7 protein-coding genes are annotated in these 22,630 nt (G+C 47.1%); all 7 read right to left on the reverse strand.

All coding sequences use genetic code 11. From position 1 onward, the window contains the following. Positions 1 to 989: 989 nt before the first annotated feature. The 7 genes from I2494_RS08275 to I2494_RS08305 all read right to left on the reverse strand — a co-directional run bounded on the left by I2494_RS08275 (position 990) and on the right by I2494_RS08305 (position 22,404). On the reverse strand, positions 990 to 1,265 hold the full coding sequence (locus I2494_RS08275) for a transposase-like zinc-binding domain-containing protein (RefSeq protein WP_218468243.1): 276 nt from the start codon (positions 1,263 to 1,265) through the stop codon (positions 990 to 992). Between the two features lie 71 nt (positions 1,266 to 1,336). Next, a complete protein-coding gene (locus tag I2494_RS08280) occupies positions 1,337 to 3,511 on the reverse strand; it encodes a TolC family protein (RefSeq protein WP_218468244.1) in 2,175 nt (724 codons plus the stop codon). 8 nt (positions 3,512 to 3,519) lie between these two features. Next, complete coding sequence (locus I2494_RS08285) at positions 3,520 to 4,776, reverse strand: HlyD family type I secretion periplasmic adaptor subunit (protein WP_218468245.1); 1,257 nt, start codon at positions 4,774 to 4,776, stop codon at positions 3,520 to 3,522. A 64-nt stretch (positions 4,777 to 4,840) separates the two neighbouring features. Continuing rightward, positions 4,841 to 7,006: a type I secretion system permease/ATPase gene (locus tag I2494_RS08290; protein ID WP_218468246.1), complete on the reverse strand. Its 2,166-nt coding sequence runs from the start codon at positions 7,004 to 7,006 to the stop codon at positions 4,841 to 4,843. 164 nt (positions 7,007 to 7,170) lie between these two features. Beyond that, positions 7,171 to 8,154, reverse strand: a complete 984-nt coding sequence (locus I2494_RS08295; RefSeq protein ID WP_218468247.1) for an OmpA family protein — start codon at positions 8,152 to 8,154, stop codon at positions 7,171 to 7,173. 103 nt (positions 8,155 to 8,257) lie between these two features. Then, on the reverse strand, positions 8,258 to 20,080 hold the full coding sequence (locus I2494_RS08300) for an Ig-like domain-containing protein (protein WP_218468248.1): 11,823 nt from the start codon (positions 20,078 to 20,080) through the stop codon (positions 8,258 to 8,260). 1,433 nt (positions 20,081 to 21,513) lie between these two features. After that, on the reverse strand, positions 21,514 to 22,404 hold the full coding sequence (locus tag I2494_RS08305) for a FitA-like ribbon-helix-helix domain-containing protein (RefSeq protein ID WP_218468249.1): 891 nt from the start codon (positions 22,402 to 22,404) through the stop codon (positions 21,514 to 21,516). Between the last annotated feature and the right edge of the window lie 226 nt (positions 22,405 to 22,630).

Raw genomic sequence — 22,630 nt, forward strand, 5'->3', positions numbered from 1 at the left:
TTTTCAGGCTAGATATCTGAATTAGCAATTCAGGATGGTTTTATTTGAAGGTTATATTGAATAAAAAAACACAAATGAATTTCATATAGACAATGATTATTCAATGAATTATTAGTAAAAACAAAACGCCTTAATTTTAGATAATCTGATGCTTAATCACATGATAATTTATTAGAAAATATAATAAAATTGAAAAAACCATAAACAAAAATCAAATAAAAAATTATATCGTTTAAAAACAATTAATTACACTAAAACACAAAGAGGGCTGATTGGCTATTTTTTAACCATCACGGGTATGAAATATAAAAAAACAACCCAATTAAAAATAACAAAAAAGATTAAATAGAAATAATAACAACTGTTACATTAACATTTAAAAGCATTAAAATCTGAATAAATAATGAATTGGGTATTTTTTAAACAATCTGTGTTTATTTAAATTTCCACATTCAATTTTACAAATAAAAATGGCCACACCACCCACCAGAATGATGAATTTCAAAACAACTCGTTTGATAAAATAAGAAAAATTCAAATAGTAACTTAAATGAATAATAACGCAAAAATACACAATGAAGCGGCAACACAATTGGTCTCAGATTTACCCAGAAAACCAGGTGATTTAATGAGAAAAATTATCTCAAAAAAGCACTTGAAATAAAGATTTTCTATAATATTTTCTTATTTAAATCAAAAAAATAGATAAATTAAGATAAAGAAATAAATTTTCTAATACATTGTTAAAATGTACTCTTATCGCTCTGAATTTCTTTCCTGATTTAATCGTGTGATTAAACCTCAAACAACAGATACTCAATCAGCCCGACAAATCTATAATTGAAATTAGCTGTTCACCTCAATGCTATTGGTGCAGCATTTTATACTATTCTGAGTCATTGAGTTTTTGAAGAAACGGGGAAAAGCTGAGCCTGACCCTGCGCTTAAGTCAACAGTACCAGGCTCTGATACAACGGCGATTTAACGTTTTATGGCTGAGCTATTAATCTCTTGATATGCAGCTCTACAGTGTCTAAATCCACCTGAATTTCTGCACTAATCTGTTTAGGTGTGAGATTGTCTGCCATCAATCGCTCAATTTGAGTAGCAATATGTTGCTCTCGTCCTTTATAAATATAGCCCGTCTGAAACGTTCTTTTGCATAACTCACAGAAATAGCGTTGATTACCAGACTTCGTAACTCCATGTCTCTTTATACCACTGCTTTTATCGCAGTGATGACAAATTGGCGCACCTTTTTTCACTGCAAACCTCCATGATAATAATTGAAGTGATTTATCGTATTTAATATGTCATTGATGATTAAATCAGGTGATTAATAAACCGGCATACCTAACCAGTTCAGTAACATAGCCGATTCCGACATAATGCTGATATTCGCCGTATAGCCATCATACTGATTGTTTATTGCCGAGATTTGGTTGTTAAAATGGTCGTTCTCTGCTGTCAGAACATCCAGCAATGAACGTTTACCCAGGTAGTACCATTGCTCATAGAACATGGTTCTTACCCGGTCAGTATCTGCGGATAAATTGCGATATTCCTCTGCCCGTTCGAATGAGGAATCCCGCGTCTGGATCATGCTGCGGATACGGTATTTCAGCTCCAGTACTGTGGTTTCAAACTGCATTTGGGTCGCCTGTGCCCGCTGAGTGGCTGCGGCCTGGGATGCCGAGGCCGAACCTCCGGTAAACAGATCCCACTCTACGTTAACCCCCGTATACCACGCCTGCTCATCACCGTTTATATCTTTCGCACTGCTCTTTGAGACCACCCAGTTGATATTCGGGTAAGAGGAGGACTTGATGGCATCTGCCTTGTACAAACTGGCCTGCACCTCTGCTTTTGCCTTCAGAATTTGCGGATGATGATCCAGCGCGGTCAGAATGGTTTGCGTGGACAAATCTGAACCTTCCCATTTCAGGTTTTCCGGTACTTCCACTTCGTGGCCAACCAGACGGGTCATTTTGATCTGCGTTTCACGCCATTTACTTTCCAACTGCTGAACGTTGGTCTGAGCCTGTAACAGTTTGGAACGGGCCTGAACCAGTTCGCTTCCCCGGCCCTTATCCGTTTCGGTAATTTGCGACAGCATTTTTACCAAATCGGCCATGCGGCTCTGGTACAGTTTGGCAACTTTGATATCTTTCTGATATTTATCCAATTCCAGCAAACCGGAGATGGTCTGGAAAGCAATCTGGTTACGCGTCAGTTTTTCTAATTCCAGCGAGGCTTTGGACGTTTCTTCCGCACTCTGAATACCGCTGCTGGTTTTACCAAAGTCATAGACCGTGGTCGTCATCGAAACCGAACCGCTGGTATCACTGACATCCGTTGAGTTACTGACGCTTTTACCCCCACCAAAATTGGAGATGGGTGAGTTGGCGCCCACTTTTACCTGAGGCCAGCGCTTTCCTTTAATTTCATCAATGTCATAACGCGATGCCGTTGATACCGCCTCGGCATTACGAATTTCAGGGCTGAATACCAGCGCCTGACGTACAGTGTTCTTGATAAAATCAACAGAAGCCTTATTACCACCGGCAGTAGAAAGTTTAGGTGCGGACTTATATAAATCCGCACTGCTGGTAGTATCGACCGGTGCCAGTGAGGTATCTGTCACCGTCCAGTTCAGAATATCCTTCTCAACCGCTTGATCTGCCTTAGATGGCTTAGCCGAAGTATCAACCACATCATTTTGAACCGACTTACTCTTACCGGATGCCGGCTGGATCGCCGGTCGGGTATCGGCCAATGTTGTTGCTGAATGCTCAGCGGTTGTCTGAGGTGCAATCGGCGTTGATTCCGTCATTGGTTCGCTGGAATCTAATGCAATATCGGTAAAACTGAGCTGTTCCGTGTCATGGTCTTGGTTGATGACTTTTGACGACGGAGGAACGCTGACAGGCTGGCTGGATGCTACTGGCGTAACCTTTTGATTGATATTCGAAGAAGTGGTATCAACTGCGTTTTGTGTGTCAGATCCCGGTGTCATAGCCACAACCGGTGCTGAATTTTGTACTGCCCTGATTGGCTGAGGTTCCTCGCGATCCGGCGCCGTATCAATATCCATCAGTTCCAGTACCTGATTATCATCAACGGTAGTCGTGGCCTGCACAAGCAGGCTAACAGGCTCAGATTGAATCGGTGCTTCAACCTTTGGTGGATCCGCCACCCAACCTTTACCATCCCGACCAATGGTTGAAACGGCCACTGGCGGCGGTACCACAATAGCCGGCTGAACTGAGCGAGCCGGTGTGGCCGAAACCGGCGTGGGCATAATGATTACCGGCTCTGATGCATTAGCCTGATCCACCGGTATTGATGGTTCAACCGGTTTCTTCATGGCCGGCGGTGGTGGATTCACCACACCCGCCCGACGACCTGGCTGTAGGGACTGCATCAGGCTGTCATCCACCCGTGCTGATGTCGCTGTGGTTAAAGAGACTGACAGCGATAACGTAAGCAGGGCAAGCTGTTTAATTTTCATATTTTTTCTTACCGCTCCCGGAATGCTTCTCTGGCTTTCAAGACGGGTTTCAGGATGTAATCCAGTATGGTTTTCTCTCCCGTTCTGATTTCTACCGTGGCTATCATCCCCGGCATAATCGGGAAGACTTTGTCCCTGGCCGTCAACGCCGCCTTATCGGTACGTACCAGCACCCGGTAATAGGTGCTGTCGCCACGGCCCTGACGCATTTTGTCTTCATCTTTCAGGGTATCCGGGCTGATATGCTCCAGCGTGCCGCTAAGACCACCATAAATGGAGTAGTCATAAGCGGTAATTTTTACCGTTGCACGCAGGCCGGGGTGTAAGAACGCCACGTCAGAAGGCTTGATTTTGGCCTCTACCAACAGCTGATCTTCCAGTGGGATAATCGCCATGATTTCCGCCCCCTGCTGGATAACGCCCCCCACTGTCGTGATCTTAATGTTATTGACCGTACCCCGTACCGGTGCAACGATGGTGGTACGGTTCATCACATCTTCTCGCCCCGCTACGTTTTCAACGGTCTGAGCCAGTTCACTTTCATATCGGTTCAGTTCAGCGTTAGCTTCAGAACGGAACCGGTTTTGCCGCTCAGCAATTTGCAGGCTGAACTCATTGGCCTGGCGGCGCATTCTCAACAGCTCGACTTCTGACATCAGCCCTTTTTTCATCAGTGGCTCAGACAGATTAATTTCACTCTGCGCCAGTTGCAGGCTGGTTCTCAGCGTTTTAACACTCTCGTCCAGCGTTTGCTTGCGGGCGTTATAGGCCTGAGTTTCATCTTTTACCACCGACGGTACTGCTCTTACGTCGGCCGGGAACTCCAATGGTGTACCGTAGGCTTCTGCACGTAACCGGGCAATCGAGGCTTTCAGACCAATCACTTTGGAAACCCCTTCACGGTACACTGCGCCGGCTCGCGTTGGGTCGATCTTCAGCAATACCTGACCTTTCTCTACGATATCCCCTTCATGCACGTTCAGTTCTTCCAGAATCCCGCCTTCCAGACTCTGAATAACCTGTTCACGACTGGCGGGAATAATGCGTCCTTCTCCCAGAGTCACTTCTTCCACCCGGGCAAATTTCGCCCAGACAATCGCCACAACCAGTACGGCAGCGATTAAATAGAGCATGATCATACTGAACGGCGTTTTTTGTTCGATTAACGCCTCCTGTAGATCGCGCATATAAGGCAAATCACTGGATTTCACTTTGCCTGTCGGTGAAGACCCTTTTCCACTCACTTTTTGTTTTTTGTCTGTCATGGAATCTGATTCCCCACTCCATTATTGCTATCTGCCACTTTTGTTCCCTTATAGCTGGCCTTCACTACTGCGCTTTTCCATTGGCTTTTAAAGCCGCGATGACTTCATCCTTTGGCCCGTCAGCCACCACTTTGCCCTCATCCAGCACAATCAGACGATCGACCAGTTCCAGCAGAGAGAAACGATGTGTCACTAATATCAATGTTTGATCGCTAATGGCCGCTTTTAACTGCTGAATAAACTGCAATTCCGTCATGGCATCCATGGAGCTGGTCGGCTCATCCATCAGCAAAATTTTCGGCTTTAACAACAGGCAGCGGGCCAGTGAGACCAGCTGTTTTTGACCGCCGGAGATACCCTGCCCCATTTCACCAATAGGCATTTCAAAACCCAGCGGGTGGCGCATGGCCACTTTATCCAGCCCGGTCATGCGCGCTACCTTCAGGATCTCTTCGGTGGTTGCCGACGGGTTACCGATAGTCACGTTTTCGCGCAACGTACCGAAGAACAGACGACTGTCCTGCCCCACATAACCAACGGAAGTTCGCCAGTCCGCCGGATCCACCTGAGTGGCATCCACATTATCAATCATCAGTTGCCCGTTACTTGGCTGGAATAACCGCGCCATGACTTTCAGTAACGTTGATTTACCGCTACCGATACTGCCGAGAATGGCAACCCGCTCTCCCTGACGAATGGCGAAGTTGATTTTTTGTAGTACTACCGGTGCCGCCATCATCATGTTGCCGCTTGGGTAACTGAAGTTGACGTTTCTTAAACGCAGATTGCCGGTAAAGCTGGGTGCCGACAGGTAGTGGATCTTCTCATCCCGCTCCCTTGGCATTTTCATCAGTTGATTTAATGACGCCAGCGCCGCCTTGGCCTGCTGGAAACGGATCGCCAGACCCACGACTGAAGCCAGCGGTGACAGCGTACGACCCGACAGGATCACCGCACCAATCATCGAGCCCATGGTCAGTTCACCGGCGTGGATCAAATAGACGCCCCACACAACCAGCACCACCGTCGTCAGTTGCTGAACAAAAGAGACAAAGGTGGTCATAAAGCTCGACAGGGCTTTTGATTTCATAGAAGACGCCGCAGCCAACGCACTGAAATCTTCCCAGCGCTTTTGCATCACCCCTTCACCACGAGCCGCTTTCAGAGACTCCATTCCGTCGATGGTTTCAATCAGTAATCCCTGTTTGAGGGAGATTTCCCTCATGTTCTCTTTCATATTTTTTGACAGCGGCCACTGAATGTAGATGCTGACAATCAAAATGACGGGGATAGCCCCCAAAGTCACCAACGCCAGCGGGCCGGCCACCAGATAGATGATAAACAGGAACAGAAGACAGAACGGCAGGTCAGACAGGGTTGATAAGGTCGCTGATGTGACGAAATCCCGTACCGATTCAAACTCACGCAGCTGGTTGGCAAACGAGCCTGATGACTGCGGTTTATTCTCCATACGAATGGACATCACCTGCCGGAACAACATGGTGCCCAGCAGTAAATCCGCCTTTTTACCGGCAATATCAATCAAGTGAGCCCTCACCAACCGGGAGATAAACTCAAAGATAATCGCAATACCCACCCCCACTGCCAGCGACCACAAGGTCACATAGGCCTGGGTTGGTACCACCCGGTCATACACGTTCATGGTAAAAAAGGTTGAGGCCAGGGTCAGAACGTTAGCTAACAAAGCCGCTAACGCTGCGCTGGCGAAGTAATGGCGATAGCGCCATAAGGTAGAAAACAGCCAGTGGCCTTCTTTATTCGGCTCCGGCAGGCAGTCATTACTGCGCTCATCCAGTTTTGGTTTGGGGTTACACAACAATGTAAACCCTGAATAAACCTCCTGTAGAGCACCGGCAGAAAGCGTGACTTCACCACCACCACTTTCCGGTAGAATCAGTTTGTAAGAGGTATTCCCCCCCTTACCTATCCGTTCGGTGATGATACAGTGAGTACCATCTTTACGTGCTATCGCTACCGGGAACAGATAAGAGAATAACTGATTTAAGTCTCTTTCAACCCAGCCAACTCCCATACCTATCTGATCCAGCATCCGTAATGCTAACTGGGGAGTGAGTTTCCTTTCTCTCGGCAATCCCGCATACAAAACCTCCGCACTGGCCGGTTTGTTGTAATAAGACGCAAGCCATTGAACTGACCATAGCAAACTGTCCTGTTGGGCATCAGTTTTAGGATTAAAATCCTGACTCATAGTTATTCCTGTGTTAATAATTGCATGCTGCATTAAATATAACTGATAGTTATATTCCTGCTGCATAACTGTTGATACCGTCAGCAGGCTTTTTGTAAACCCACTGGCGGTATCATTAACCGGCCTGTTATTCAGGCCGGTTGTTTACTGATTACAACATGCGATTATTCAGCGCTGCCGTTTGTCTGGATTAATGCATCCACACGACGGTTAGCACGGTTACAGAAATTACGTTCTTTATTCGGTAAACCACTACAATCGACGGTTGGGTTGTTGTCCCCTTCACCACTGGTGAACAGTAATGACGCCGGAACACCTTTAGAAATCAGCATTTTCTTCACGGTTTCTGCACGCTGTACCGACAGTTTCTGGTTGAAGGTCGGGCTACCCACCGGGTCAGCATGGCCAACAATATCCACTCGCTGGATTTGTGGCTGGCTCTTAATGTAGTCCGCCATGTTTTCCACGATATCTTTACCGCCAGCTTCGATATCCGATACTTTTCTACCGGCAAAGCTAAACAGCACGTTACCCAGTTGTGACATACCACCAACGTATTCACAGGCTCTCACCGCTGAAGCACGGTTAATGGTGGCGCTGTTCTTGTAACCAAACAGTTGATTTTCAGCCTGAGTACGGTTGACTGATACCGGTGTACCCACGTTTTGATCGCTGTTGGTTTCAACAAAGTACGTTTTTCCACCGGCCAGACGCGCCATAGTATGTGGGACTTCTTTGCCCGCATAATTAGGTGCATCGTTCTGATAAGCTTCAATAATGTGTTTACCCGGTTCTACACAGAACACGCTAAACTCACCGCTTCTCAGTGCGCCCTGAAACTCACGATCCACATAAATATTGGCAACACCAATGGCTCTATCGCCTGCTCTCTTCGGGTTATAAAACACCACCTGAGACAGGGAATCGCCAATACGTCCTACCGGCACGTACTGACTACCGGTATGAGTCATGGTGACTGCCGGCCCTGGCATCACGACTGCCGGCGTTTCCGACGTATCCACCGGACTGATTTCCATCTCATCGTGACTGACAACACCTTTGGCCATCACGTTGAAGGCCAATAGTGCCGGGAGTAATCCCATTACTGATGCACGTAGCCATGCTGATGGTTTACTTACTTGTGACATTTTGTTTTTCCTAAACATATTTACTCCTGAGTTATTCCGTTACTGGTGAATTAAACAGTGTGCTGAAGACGACCGCCTTACGGCGGTCGCTTCAATCACTCAATTACATAATGATCGGGTTAACTGTATTCTCAACCAGCACTTCAATACCTGAAGCACTCATGGTCCAGACGTTATAAGTATTACCGTCATGCTGATAATTGCTTTGCGACATTGTCCACTGGCCGTCACCACTCTCTAACTTCAGAGTGCTGCCTTCTTCACCATTGACGACAATCGCTTTATGACCACTGTGAATTGCCAGTTCTTCTGAACCCAGACGCAGAACATCATCCAGAGAAACCTTCATGGTGTTACTACCGTCACCCATGTCGAATATCTCGATTGATTCCAGCTTGTCTTTCAACGCACCCAGATCTAACAGTTCGTTTTTACCTTCCAGAACCAGGGTGTCGATACCCTCATCACCAGAGATATAAGCGAAGTCTGTTGAGGCCAGCTTGATAACATCGTTACCCGCTCCGCCCATAACCTGATCACCCGTACCGATATGGATAAAGGTATCGTTGCCCAGACCACCCATCAGAATGTCAGCCTTATCGGTGCCGAACAGAATATCGTCACCGGCGGTAAACATCTGAGAAATGGACATCAGTGATTCATGTGTTGTAGATACCAGAGTCTGGGTGCCAGAAACTCTATGCATCAGACTATCGTCACCAACTTCGATCTGGTTATTAGACAACAGCGTCACCAGGTCAGTACTTACCCCTTTCAGCGTTATCAGTTCCTGGAAGCCATACGCACCACCAGTACCATCACGGTCAATACTGATGATGGTATCGTTACCTACCTGCTCTACTTTCAGGAATTTCAGGATTCCCTGAGAGGCGAAGTCCAGCGTCATGACGCCTTCATCCATAAAGCAAGATAACGGACCGGAGTAATCCAACAGATCGCTCAGGTCGATCAGATCGGCATTGTTGTTCGTCAGCAGATTACCCACTGTGAAGCCATATACCGTGTCATGACCATTACCACCTGCTGCATCACTGCTCTTACCTGGCAGTACTTTATACATCAGTACGTCGTTACCACCGTTGGTCAGGTAGAAGGTGTCATTGCCACCGCGGCCTTCAAACAGGTTATTCGCGGCGTTATCCGTGAATGTATCGCCCTGTGCAGAACCGATCAGACCTTCGATACTGACTAACTTATCGGTACCCCAACCAGTTGCAACACCAGTCATCAGGTTAGCTGTGATAGCGGATGCTGAACGGCTGTAGTCAACAATATCCAGACCTGCAGTTGCGCTCCAGACTTGCTGACCACTCATGATCAGGTTCCAGCCGCCACCGCCGGTGTAGGTATCATCCCCACCAGAGCCGAAGAAAGTATCATTATAGCCGGTACCGATAATGCCGCCCGTTCCTACCGTATTGTTGTTGGCATCAGAGCTTTCTGCCGTCAATACATAAGCATCGTGCGACTTACTGGTAGTCAGACCACCCCAGTTCACGTTAACTGTTCCGTTAGCACGGCCACCAACAATCGGAGCTGCGCCCACGTTGTCAGATACCCCATTGGTGATACGCAACAACTGCACCGAGTACACTTCGTTCGGATCTAATCCAAAGAAGCTGACCAGACCCATACTGTTACTGGAGCCGGACGCCTGCGGGTTAATCAGCTGTGTAGCAACACAGGCACCTTTAGAGTCAAACAACTTAACGGTATTACTGTAGAAGGTATTGATGCCGAAACCGTCAACAATACGGATCTGCAGGCTGGTACCATCTGCCGCGATATTGGTGTTTTTCACCAACAGCGTTGGAGCAGAGTTAGTACTGGACACAACAGCGGAATCATTGCTGCTTGCACGGTATAGCACGATATCCATCGAGCCATCCCAGTCGTAGTCCAGCGCTACAGCACCGGTAATATCATCAAACTTAGTAGAGCCTGTCAGGCTGACTCCACCGCCATTCCAGATATCAGTACCCAGGTTGGTATACAACGTTGGACTACCATTTACGCCAGAACGTGGAATTTCGATAATGTCAATTTTACCGTCATGGTTCCAGTCCACCGCCAGCGAGGTACCGCCGGCCAGCTTGTCACCAAACCACAGAGCCTGACTGTCCTGAGCAATCAATCTACCGGTACCATCGTTCAGATAGATACGGCTTTCATCGCTGTTAGCACCCGCTTTAGTACCACGACTCAGGAACAGATCCAGCCAGCCGTCGCCGTTAAAGTCCGCGTAGGTCATGGAGATAGACAGGTTACCGTAGTCTTCATGGCCATCATTAGCAAACACATCAGCGTAATAACCAACAGAGCTAAACTTGGTTTTTCCTGAACCGTCATTAGCAAGCTGGTTATACAGAATACCCAGACCACGGGAGTTGTTACCTACGTAATTACCCACGCCGTTATAGTCAATATGCGCAGTAATATCGACGGTACCGTTGTTATCGATATCCACCGCACCTACTTCGTGCATGATACTCAGGGCTGCCGGAATGGCTCCGCCAGGGTGCCCGTTATCAAAACCAGCCACCTTCTCGTAAGACAGCACGCCTTTATCATTCTTCAGGAATGAAATGGAGTCAGCCTCAGAGTCTGCCAGCACGAAGTCCAGATAACCGTCACCTTCACGGTCATAGGCAATTACGCCGCCCAGATGGTTCAGGGTTCCCTGATCCACTGCCTTCGGTGAGAAGGTACCGTCTGCATTCTGCATCCAGTAAGCAGTACGACCCGCGTTCTGGTACGAACTGACCTGTGACATCACATCGGTGTAACCATCACGGTTAATATCCGCAAATACCGCCGAGTTGATATAACGGCTGTAGGAGTTACTGTCGACGTTATAGCCAGCACCGTTTGAGGTGGATGGCTGAGCCAGATAGGTAGAAGTGTAGTTCTCCTGATCGGTTGCGGTATACACACGACCGGCGTTAGCGGTAGTTGAACCCGTGGTACCACGTACGCTCTGGAAGAACGACCACAAACCGTCCTGACTGATGGTTACTGCTGCGGCGTTCAGGCCACGACCATCTGCGTCAGTTGTTCCGCCCCATTTCTGGGTAATCAGCAAGCTGCCTTCACCGTCAGTTACACCGACGCTGGTGCTAGCACCCATACTTGAATGGTTACCTGCTGCATCCCACACCATAAACGCCAGGTTATGTGCCCCTGCCGGTAACTTAGTGGTCATACTCCAGGAGCCGTCCGCATTTGCCGTAGCAAAAGCCAGTACCTGATCCAGACCTTCCTGATAGTTGCCGTTACCATTTTCGTCGCTGACCAGCGCTACGATGGTACCTGCTTCTACCGCACCATAATGGCTGCTATCGAAGGTGAATGAATCTTTAGTGCTGACGTGCGTAGCGATATCCGGAGCGGCCACTAACGCATCTGGCACGGTCAGATCAATCACAACCTTGTAGACATCATCAAACGTGGTGTTTCTACCAGTATTGCCAGCATTATCAATGACCTGAAGCTTGAACTTATACGTAGTGTCTGCAGAAACCTCAGGCAACACGTAGCTCCAGTTATTACCGGTCATCGTGAGCGTCTTCCAGGTCGCGCCGTCATCCAGCGAGATCTGTAGTTTTTCACCGGTTAACAGCGCTGCACTCAGGGTACCGGTTACGGTCACGTTACGGTCACGGGTAACCATATCAGTGTTAGTGAGTGTTGCACTGTGGCTGAACAGGTCACCTGCTACCAGACCATTGCTGGTATCGGTAGTGATCTTCGCCGTCGTACTCAGACCTTCCATATCACGACCTTCAGTGATAATGGTCAGCGCATGAGAGTCGGTGCTACCAACGTTACCTGCAGTATCCACCACGCGAGCTTTGATGGTGTAATCTCCATCCGCCAGCACTTTACTTTGCAGATCGACTGTCCAGGTGCTGTCAGTTACCGTACCTGCACGAGTCCAGGTTGTACCATTATCCAGACTGACTTCTACTGCCTCATCAGACTGCAGAGCCTTATCCAGAGTACCGCTAATCAACAGCGTATTATCGTTGGTGATAAAGTCAGTACTTGAGCCACCGGTGTCGTCAGTAATCGCGGTAATGGCGATCTTCGCATCTGAGACGTAAGTGTCCAGGGTAATGATATATGGAGTACTTGGGCCGGCTGAGAGACCCACCAGGTCCGTTTCCACTGCGGTAAACTCGTTTTTACCTTCCGCCAGCGCTGTTGCTGGTTGCAGTTTCCACTTGCCGTCAGCATCAACGGTAGTGCTACCAATCACATGTTTACCAGTACTGTCTGTGGTGTACACCGTAATGATGTCATCTTTAGTACCGGTACCACTGATGGTTGGACGGGTGTCATCGGTGGTGCCGCCAGAAATAACGTTACCTTTGATGATACCTACCTGATCGTCCACGCCGGTGATAGCCAACTTGCTCAGATCAGGCTTGGTGTAGTCCATCGTCAGGATAAAGTCATCAGATTTCACACTGACGTTACCCGCCGCATCGGTAGAGGTGACGTGGAACGTATGCTTGGCTTCAGTCAAGGCATCGGTAGTGTATGTCCACACACCTTCGCTATTTGCTGTTGTTGTACCCAGCAGAGTCGTACCGTCATAGACGTTAACCGTGCTGCCTTTCTCCGCTTTACCGGTCAGAGTCGGAGTGGAATCATCGGTAAAGTCGCCACTATGCAACGTACCGGTAATAGACCCTTCGTTATCTTCTGCTGATTCGATAGTCGGTTTGGTTGGCGCTACGGTATCAATAGTGAACTTGAATGCATCCGTTGCAGCACTGGTGTTACCCGCCAGATCGGTTGCCTTCGCCGTAATGCTGTGCTCACCCTCTTTCAATGCGGTTGCTGGCGTAAAGCTCCAGTCACCTTTCGCATCAGCTTTGGTTGAACCCAACAGCGTTTCACCGTCGTATACTTTGACGATACTGTTCGCTTTGGTGATACCAATCACTTCTGGTTGAGTATCATCCGTGAAGCCATCAGCCTCAATTGGGCCAGTGATATCACCAACGTTATCTTCCAGTTTGGTGATTTCCACTGTTAATACATCGGTCTCAACCGTAATGTGTACTACCGCAGTCGCATCACCGGTGTTACCCGCAGCATCGGTTACTTTGGTACTGAACTCGTATTTACCATCATCCAGCGCATCCGGAGTAAACGTCCAGCTACCATCGCTACCTGCTTTGACAGAACCAAGCGGTGTCGTGCCGTCATAGATAGTCACGATGCTGTTGGCTTCCGCCTTACCGCTAAAGGTTGGCGTGTTGTCGTCAGTGGTATCGTTGTCTTTCAGTGGCCCCTGATATTCACCCACATTATCGGTGATCAACAGATCGGTTACCGCTGCCGGTGCTTTGGTGTCTACCGTAAAGTTGAAGGCATCACTCTTATCACTGGTTTGACCGATCTTATTGGTCGCATCAACCGTGATCTTATAAGTACCGTCTTCCAGTGCGGTTGCCGGCGTGAAGGTCCACTTACCGTTTGCATCAACCGTGGTGGTACCGATTTTGACACCATCGTTATAGATAGTAACCGTGCCGCCTTTGGCAGACGTCGCGGTACCAGAGATAGTTGGTTTGGTATCGTCAGTGGAATCACCGTCTTTTAACTCACCGGTGATGGTACCCACGTCATCCATTACGCTATCAATGGTTGGAACATCTGGTCTGCCGGTATCGACGGTAATGGTATACGACGGGCTTGGTTCGGTGGTGTTACCCACTGGATCCATTTCCACTGCCGTAAACTCGTGCTTACCATTAGCCAGTGCGGCTGCTGGTTGCAGACTCCACTTGCCGTCATCACCCACTTTCACCGAACCAATAACATAATTACTCTTACCGTCATTGGTGTAGACCGTAATCAGGTCACCCTTAGTACCGGTACCGCTGATAGTTGGACGGTTATCGTCGGTGATATCACCTGACTTCACATTACCCGTGACCGCACCCACCTGATCGTCCACACCGGTGATCGCCGGCATATCTGGTTTGGTGAAGTCCATGGTCAGCACAAAGTCCGCTGACTTATCACTGACGTTACCCGCTTTATCGGTGGCCGTTACGTGGAACGTATGCTTACCTTCCGGTAAACCAGATTCTGGCGTGAAGCTCCAGGCACCGGTGGTGCTGTCTGCCGTGACCGAGCCCAGTAAAGCATCGCCGTCATACACTTTAACGATGCTGCCTTTCTCTGCTTTACCTATCAGCGTTGGCGTCGGGTCATCCGTTTCATTACCGTTCAGCAATGTACCCTGAACAGTACCCACATCATCAATAGCCGAATCAATGGTCGGTACGGACGGCTTCGTTGTGTCAATTTCAAACACAAACGGTGACGTCTTATTACTGGTATTGCCTGCCAGATCGGTCGCTGTCGCCGTAATGCTGTGGCTGCCCTCTTTCAGATCTGCTGATGGGGTAAAGGTCCAGGTACCATCTGCTTTCACCGTGGTGGAACCCAGCAGTGTTTCGCCGTCATACACTTTGATAATGCTGCTGGCTTTACCTTCACCAATGATTTCCGGACGGGTATCATCGGTCACACCGGTAGTTGGTGTGATAGGGCCGGTAATATCACCCACATCATCCAGCAGTTTGGTAATTTCTACCGTTACGGCCGATTTATCGATGGTCAGGTTAAACGTTTCCGCTTCACCGGTATTACCCGCTTTGTCGGTCACAGTGATGGTGAACGTATAGTCACCATTAGCCAGTGATGTACTTGGGGTAAACTCCCATTTACCGCTGGCATCTGCAGTCGCCGTACCCAGCTTGGTCTCACCGTTATAGATGGTGACGGTGCTGTTAGCTTCCGCCTTACCAGTAAAGGTTGGTGTACCGTCATCGGTAACATCGCCGCTCTTCAGAGGCCCCTGATAATCACCCACGTCATCAGTCACCACTAAATCGGTTACCTTGCCCGGAGGAGTGGTATCCACTTCAAAATCAAAGATACCGGTCTTCTCACTGGTTCTGCCAACGGTGTCAACGACATCAGCACGGATGTTATATTTACCGTCTTCCAGTGCAGGCTCCGGCGTAAAGCTCCACTCACCATTTTTGGCAACTTTTACCGAACCAATTGCCACATCATTGTTATAGATGGTGACAATACCGTCCGCCACTGCCGTACCAATGATGGTTGGCGTGTTGTCGTCAGTGACTGCGCCTTTTTGCAGGGCAATCACTTTGTCGTCAACGTTATTGAAGTTGTCTTCAATCCGCTCAATCACCGGTGGTGCCGGTGGTGCAATATCCACCTTAATGGTGTATGGGGCACTCGGGCCAGCCTCGTTACCGGCCAGATCTCTTTCCTCTGCCGTTAGAACGTTATCACCCTTCAGTAATGGAGAAGCAGGCTGCAGGCTCCACTTGCCGTCAGCATCAACGGTGGTGCTACCAATCAGGTGGTGACCGGAGCTGTCAGTGGTGTACACATAAATCGTGTCACCCTTAGTACCGGTACCGCTGATGGTCGGACGGTTATCGTCAGTGGTTTCACCTGACTTCACGTTACCCGTTACAGCACCCACTTGATCATCCACACCGGTGATCGCCAGCGCATCAAATGGAGGTGGTGTATAGTCAGTGATCAGCACAAAGTCCGCTGATGGGTCGCTCAGGTTACCCGCTTCATCCGTCGCCGTTACGTGGAACTTATGCTCACCTTCTTTAATCGGCGTAGTCGGTGTAAAGCTCCAGGCACCATTGCTGTCAGCAACCACAGAGCCTAACGCTGCCGTACCGTCATACACGATAACAAGGCTGTTACTCTCTGCTTTACCGCTCAGCGTTGGGGTGGAATCATCCGTGACGTCGCCGCTCTTCAGGTCACCCTGAATCGTGCCAACATCATCCACGGCTTTCTCAATGGTTGGTACTGATGGCTTGGTGATATCCACAGTAAATACGAACGCGGACGTTTGTGGTGTGGTGTTGTTTGCCTTGTCGGTCGCCGTCACCGTAATACTGTGTTTACCTTCACTTAAGGCGGTGGCTGGCGTAAAGCTCCAGCTTCCGTCTGCCTTAACCGTAGTTGAACCCAGTAAGGTATTCACGTTGTCATACACCTTCACCACGCTACCTGGCTTACCTTCACCGATAATTTCCGGTTTAGTATCATCAGTCACGCCATTTGGTGTGATATCGCCGGTGATCGTACCCACATCATCCACCAGATGAGTGATACTGACTTTAACACCCGTCGTATCAATCCTGATGTGAACATCGTCAGTGGCAGGACTTGAGTTACCGGCTTTATCGGTCACTACCGTGTGGAACACGTAGTCTCCGTCAGCCAGTGCCTTACTTGGCGTAAACGACCAGTCACCGTTGGCATCCACTTTCGCCGTACCCAGCTTGTCAGTACCGTTATAGATAGTGACGGTGCTGTTGGCTTCCGCCTTACCGGTAAAGGTTGGCGTGGCGTCATCGGTGGTGTCACCATCCTTCAGCTCACCTTTATAATCACCCACATCATCGATGATCTTCAGGTTATCTGCGGCGGCTGGCGCTTTTGTATCCACTTCAAAGTTAAAGTCGCCAGTCTTGTCACTGGTTTGTCCAACTGAACTGGTTGCCGTGGCGTTGATGTAATGCAGGCCATCAGACAATGCGGTGGTTGGTGTAAATGTCCATTCACCGTTACTGTCTGCTTTTACAGAGCCTAACAGGGTTGAGCCGTCATAAATACGGACGATATAGTCAGCTTTCGCCGTACCGATAATCTCTGGCTTGTTATCATCGGTCACATCGCCTTTTTGCAGCGCACCTTTGATATCACCCACGTTATCTATAACATCAACAATGACCGGTACATCCGGTTTAATCATATCCAGAATGATGGTATAGGCTTCACTGGTAGTGCTATTACCCGCCAGATCGATTTCTACCGCGGTCAGTACGTTGCTACCTGGCAGTAACGGCGTGGTTGGTTCCAGCTTCCACTTACCGTCATCATCCACAGTAGTACGACCAATTTCATGGTTACCGGTCTTGTCTTCCGTGTACACCACAATGGTGTCACCTTTGGTACCAGTACCACTGATTACCGGGCTGGCATCATCGGTTTTACTACCATCAGTGATATTGCCGGTGATCGTACCCACATCGTCCACCAGATGAGTGATACTGACTGTAACACCCGTCGTATCAATCCTGATGTGAACATCGTCAGTGGCAGGACTTGAGTTACCGGCTTTATCGGTCACTACCGTGTGGAACACGTAGTCTCCGTCAGCCAGTGCCTTACTTGGCGTAAACGACCAGTCACCGTTGGCATCCACTTTCGCCGTACCCAGATTGTCAGTACCGTTATAGATAGTGACGGTGCTGTTGGCTTCCGCCTTACCGGTAAAGGTTGGCGTGGCGTCATCGGTGGTGTCACCATCCTTCAGTTCACCTTTATAATCACCCACATCATCGATGATCTTCAGGTTATCTGCGGCAGCTGGCGCTTTTGTATCCACTTCAAAGTTAAAGTCGCCAGTTTTGTCACTGGTTTGTCCAACTGAACTGGTTGCCGTGGCGTTGATGTAATGCAGGCCATCAGACAATGCGGTGGTTGGTGTAAATGTCCATTCGCCGTTACTGTCTGCTTTTACAGAGCCTAACAGGGTTGAGCCGTCATAAATACGGACGATATAGTCAGCTTTTGACGTACCGATAATCTCTGGCTTGTTATCATCAGTCACTGCGCCTTTTTGCAGCGCACCTTTGATATCACCCACGTTATCTATAACATCAACAATGACCGGTACATCCGGTTTAATCATATCCAGAATGATGGTATAGGCTTCACTGGTGGTGCTATTACCCGCCGGGTCGATTTCTACCGCGGTCAGTACGTTGCTACCTGGCAGTAACGGCGTGGTTGGTTCCAGTTTCCACTTACCGTCATCATCCACAGTAGTACGACCAATTTCATGGTTACCGGTCTTGTCTTCCGTGTACACCACAATGGTGTCACCTTTGGTACCAGTACCACTGATTACCGGGCTGGCATCATCGGTTTTACTACCATCAGTGATATTGCCGGTGATCTCACCTACGTCATCTAGAACGCCGGTGATAGCTAACAGATCCGGATTTGGCGCTGTAGTATCTACAGTAAACTCAAACGCGTCAGATGTTTCGCTCTTGTTACCTGCCGGATCGGTTTCCGTGATGGTAATGGTGTGCTCGCCGTTGGTCAGTTCAGTCTCCGGCGTCCATTCCCACTTGCCATCTTCACCGATGGCCACGCTGCCAATCACTGCGTCGTTATCATAAATCTTAATAACGTCACCCGCGGTACCTCCACCAGAGAACGTCGGGGTGGTGTCATCCGTGGTGTCACCGGTTGTGATGGCTCCCGTTCTGTCACCGGCATCGTCGGTAATGGTCGGAACAGCTGGCTTGGCCGGCGGGGTAATATCAATTTCAAACGAGATAGGCTCAGACGGCTCACTCTCTTTGTCTGTCGTTGGATCGACTACAATAATTTCGATAGAGTGAGGACCTTCCGGCAGCGGATCGGTTGGCGTCCACTCCCACTTGCCGTCATCATTCACCACCGTTGAACCAATGACTTCTCCATTATCAATCACCTTGATAATTTCGCCTGGCTCAGCATCGCCACCGTTAAAGGTTGGTTTGGTCTCATCAGTTACATCACCAGAATGAATTGGACCAGTGATATCACCGTGATTGTCCATAACTTCTGGGATAGCCGGTTTGGCCGGAGAGGAAGTATCAACATTAAAATCAAATGTTGGTGAAACAGGGCTAACGTTGCCAGCTTTATCCGTTTCAGTGATAGTCAGTTGGTAATGACCATCGGCTAAATCTGTTTCAGGAGTCCAGGTCCAGTGACCATTGCTGTCGATAATTGCTTTACCAGCTTCATTACCATTAATGAAAATAGTAATAGTGTTGCCTGGCTCACCGGTACCCGTCACTTCCGGACGAGTATCATCAGTGGTTGCGCCGTTGGCAATTGGACCTGTGACAGGGCCAACATTATCAATAATGTCGCCAAACAGTGGTCTTAATGGCGCAACAGTATCAACGATAAATGATAAATCATCAGATGGCTTACTGACTGAGCCGTCAGTGTTAGATTGAGTAATGGTAATGCTGTGAGAACCATCGTTCAGCGCAGTTTCTGGCGTAAAGCTCCAGCTACCGTCAGCAGCAACAATCGTGCTACCAATGAATACACCATTATCATAGATATTGATGGTGTCGCCAGCATAACCTGTACCATAAATGACTGGATGATTTTCATCCGTATAAGAACCGTAGGCGATAGGACCAGTAATGCTACCTGTCTGATCCAGAGCCCCCTCCAGTGTTGGTACCGAGGCTACTCTTGCCGCCGGAAGCGGCGCCGGATCAGAATGACCATTATCTTTGTTATGCTCATAAATAGCATTTCCGATAATACCCGCCACTGCCGCAGCGCCCAGGAACCATGGCCATAAAGCCAGCAGCCCCATATCGTGATCGGTTTCTTCAAATAGATAAGCGCCATCACCTAATGGCATTCCACCCAGCGCTGCCGGAGCAAGAACGCCGTTATCAAAAAGATAACCTTCACCGAATGATGAACCATCAGTCACGATATAAGCGTAAAGTTGACCATCCTCAGCCATACCCAATAACGGTTCGCTATTACCGGAAACATAATAATCTTCAATAACCACAGCAGGTGTTGAATCACCTTCAAGAATAATGCACAGATCGTCACCATTACGCAGAAGAGTTATATTCTCTGGCGCAAAGTTATTATCATTATTCTTAAGAAGGTATTTACTTCCGGGTTGGATTTTAATTTTGATTGGTTTGCCTGAATCAATCGCAACGACCTGAGAGGCACCACTACCTGAATTTACCAATAAGCTGGCATTCGTATTCATACTTGAATAACTCCTTTATATCCTTAATTATTGCTAAAGATTCATAATAAAAAATTAGCATTCCTGCGTGATAACAACCCTTTATCGCGCTGAATTCTTGTTATTTAAGGCCACATTTTAGGGAATATGGGCACTATGCATAAACAACTTACACATTAACCCATAAGAAAAGGAGTATGCGAACCAAGTAATGTAACAATCGACATGAATTAGTTTTTTATTCTGGTAAATAACGATCAAGCCAGATTAAAAAACCATTCACTAATATAAGAAATGGTTTATTTATAATAAGCGCGATACTAAAAAAATTGAATACACCAAAAAAATGTGTTGTACCAACGCATTTTTATATTATTAAGAACATTTTTAATAACCAAAGATAAAAATAAACAAATCAATTACAATCAATGAATTAGATGATTAAAGTCAGAAAATAGCAGTGAGTTATAGAAAGAAATTAAGTAACACAATGTATCTTTCAACTTTTTAGTCCACATAAAAATTAATTCATTTACACTCAGGTTATCCACAACAAATCCAAAGCATATCAGCAAGTATTCATGGTTTCGCTAAGTCATTTTTGTCATTCAATCATTACAAGCAGTAAGAAAACGAAATTAGCTGATACAATCAATATAATATTTCACATTCATTTTTATTTTGTATAAGTAAACGATTCTTTATTCATTTAACTGTTCATGTGTTGTTTCTTCACTTTCTGACCTCTTTTTATTTGTAAAAAAAAGGCATAATAATGGGACTATTTAAAATAATTCAGAGAAATCACAATATATATTTACAACAGCCATTATAAATAAAAAATATCAATAAATATTTTTTGTGTTTTAAAACATCCATCAGCCTAAATTGAATAGTACAAATAAACAACTAAGCTACATTTTTATTACATGAATAATTTATTGTGACCGATGACAGGTGAGTAATATTCCTCCCCTATAAATAGCCGTACTCTCAGAACGGTATTTCGTTATTAAAATGGGTAGGTTTTAACTTAGCCAGAGATGCAAAAAGTACTCAATAAGACATGGCCTATATTTGGCAAAGAGAATGGCAACAGAGCACACACCGGGCTTTCTATTCCAATGTAGATAAACTTTTTATATGAGTGTTTAGGGCCATTTAAATGGATAAAACGTGATTATCTTATTCATATTAAGAGTAAACGATCGAGCCAGGGGCTATCCCGGTGATGAGATAAGCAGGCAACAAAAAAGCTGCCCAGAAGAAGTCAGCATATACCTGTCATCTTCCGGGCAGCTTAATATAACTGCTTTATTTGTGTCGGTTCTAGTCATCCGTGAAATCAGGTTTCTAATAATATCAATAGGTTCTATTGACGGTTGCATTTTAGGATGTAGCGAAAATCCAATGATTGATGATATCAAACGTAAGAAATCTAGTTAGAAATGATATCAACCACCAAACGGTGTATCTTTTATTTCTTGCAGGGTTGATGACCAGCCATTAAACCAGTCTTCGGGGTCTTCTCCCTGAAACAGTTGTTGAAGCCAACGAGCTGTGGTGCGGCAATTAGGGTCTTGAAAATACACAGGGTGATGCTGCCCAAAGATTTCCCAGAAATTATCCTCTTCCTTTTGTGGCTCCCATTCATAAGTGTTAAGAGGTAAAGAGGCACCTTCAGTTTTGAGAAAAATCAGAAATTTTTTCAGTTCCGAATGACCACCACCTCCCATCCCATTCGCGAGGTTGAATGCTTCTGTTACAACGCCTAATACATAGCGGTGTGTGTCAAGGTGATAGCGTAAACAAATCAAGGTTCCTTCATGGCGCCCATGGCTGATCCTAATTAACTCAAATGTATAACCAGTTTGACCATCTGTCGGTAAGAAAAAGTCTTTATAGCCCTTATTACCTATCCGTATAACAGGAAATGGAGAACCTTCGCCGGACAGCAACCAGTCTGCGCTAGCGTCAAATTTCCCTGCAATGCGGTCAGCTAAATCAAATGTTATTTCCTGCTGCCCCTCAATGCATTCCATAAGCCTACTGGGAGATATTTCACCCAGCATACGAGCCAAACGAGTCATACTAAATGTTTCAGGCTTATACCCATCTCTAAAGAAACGATCACTCTCTAAGCGATTGAAAAGCCATTGCAGCCGTTGGCCGGATTCTTTCTGCCAGGTTTCACGCTGTGATAGTACTTTCTCAAGCTCCGGGCGGTAACGTTCTAGCAAAGCCAACCGACACTCTGATTCAATTGACCGTTCAGCACGGCCAGCAGCTGCTTCGATACGAGAATAGATCTCGTCTGGAAAATTTCTAACCTGAATTTTTGCCACCTTTAATTTGACCTCTATTTGATTTCAATTTGATTCATTTTTTTAATTATTGCACTTTTTGTATCATGAAGTAAATGTTATGTGACTTGTGTGAGTGCTGGATTCAGTCTACGCCAGTTTACTAACAATACTAAGAGGCTATAATATATCTATAGATCATTGAGATAGTGTTCAAGACTGGAAATAAACCGCACTCTCAGACTTTGGCTATTAGCTACTTATCTTT

This window comes from Limnobaculum allomyrinae (assembly GCF_016649425.1).
Lineage (GTDB): Bacteria > Pseudomonadota > Gammaproteobacteria > Enterobacterales > Enterobacteriaceae > Limnobaculum > Limnobaculum allomyrinae.